Origin of the sequence: Okeania sp. SIO2B3 (genome assembly GCF_010672525.1) — a bacterium.
Lineage (GTDB): Bacteria > Cyanobacteriota > Cyanobacteriia > Cyanobacteriales > Microcoleaceae > Okeania.
In genome coordinates, this window is the sequence record NZ_JAAHGH010000241.1 from 1 (window position 1) to 1,272 (window position 1,272).

1 protein-coding gene is annotated in these 1,272 nt (G+C 38.6%); it reads left to right on the plus strand.

Features of this window, described 5'->3' with window-relative positions; genetic code table 11:
* The first annotated feature begins 347 nt into the window (after nt 1–347).
* Entirely contained in the window at nt 348–1,190 is an 843-nt protein-coding gene (locus F6K15_RS37935) for a hypothetical protein (protein ID WP_293071263.1), read from the plus strand.
* The last annotated feature ends 82 nt before the right edge of the window (nt 1,191–1,272 follow it).

Consider the following 1,272-nt stretch of genomic DNA (forward strand, 5'->3'; position numbering starts at 1 on the left):
ATTTTCTGCGAGTTTTTTTAAGTTGTTCTTTGTGTAGTTTGATGTGAGTTTTTAACTTTAATACCCTACTTGCTGATAGGGAGATTTGCTCCGAGATGGGTAATGTGTCACATCTTTTACTGTTGGGAGGTGATGCCCAACCAAAGCGTCCAAACGATTAATTTCTATCTACTAGTTGACATAGCCGTCTATTTCTCAATAGATGATTAATGGTATCTACCGGGGTGAGGGGTTTTATCTCCTAACCTCACCCCTTACTTAATAACCTGACTTTTTCTTACTTTATGTACCCCCGACAATCGCCCGATCAACAAATGGGGTTTGAATTTCCCAGCGAAGAGCTGGAAATGGCTAGTTGGTCACAAGTTTTTATCAATGCTTGGCATGAATATATTTGTGAAGCTGGAAACCACCTTAAAGCAACATTTAAAGACGCTGAAAAAGACTTGTTTCAACAAGTCCATGCTTATATCCGTGAAGGCATGATACTAGGCGCTATTAGATACAAAAGATTGTATGAAGAGAAAAAAGTTTACTCTTTCAAAGAATATTGTGAGAAATTTTACCCTAAATCAACTTACCGAGCTTTAGAGACTATTTATGCCGCTCAAATTGGTTGGGAATTACTCTGCAATGAATTTCATCAAATACCTACTAACGTCAGTCAATGTATAGCTTTATCCAAAACTTTTTTGAAAGATGGCTTTGGACAGCCTGACATTGTCCAGTCTTGGAAGTGGGTTCTTGAATATAGCAAAACCACTGGAAAAAAAATTACTGCTGGGTTAATTAATTTTTTAGTTAATCCAATAAAGGAAGAGGAAAAAGTGAAAGTCAAAGTTAGTAAGAAGAAGTGGGACAAACTCAGACGAAAAGCCGACCTATATGGTTCTAGCGCTGAAGATTTACTTGAAGCTTTAATAGATGAGTTTATAGATGAAAATGACTCTGGCTCAGATACCGAAGCAGCACCTGAGCCAGAGTCTAAAAAAAATAATAAAGTTTGTATATCAAAAACACCAGAGATTAAAGCTTGGGAAGAAGACCTAGAGGCTTTAGTCCAGGAAAAATATGCTAACGAGGTTGATTATGACACAGCTACAGACAGTTCGTCAATACCGGAAGTTTTTCACCCAACTGGGGACATCTCATCTGGAGATAAAAGCCCAATACGGCGACCTCCGACTTAGGGCTACTTGGGAGAAAGCTTACTCTGAATATACCTATGAGAGATTGCCTATCATTCAGGCGATCGCGCAAGTAGAAAGGCCA

Coding starts and splice junctions, on each gene's coding strand:
- F6K15_RS37935 (WP_293071263.1), top strand. CDS start 348: ATGGCTAGTTGGTCACAAGTTTTTATCAATGCTTGGCATGAATATATT.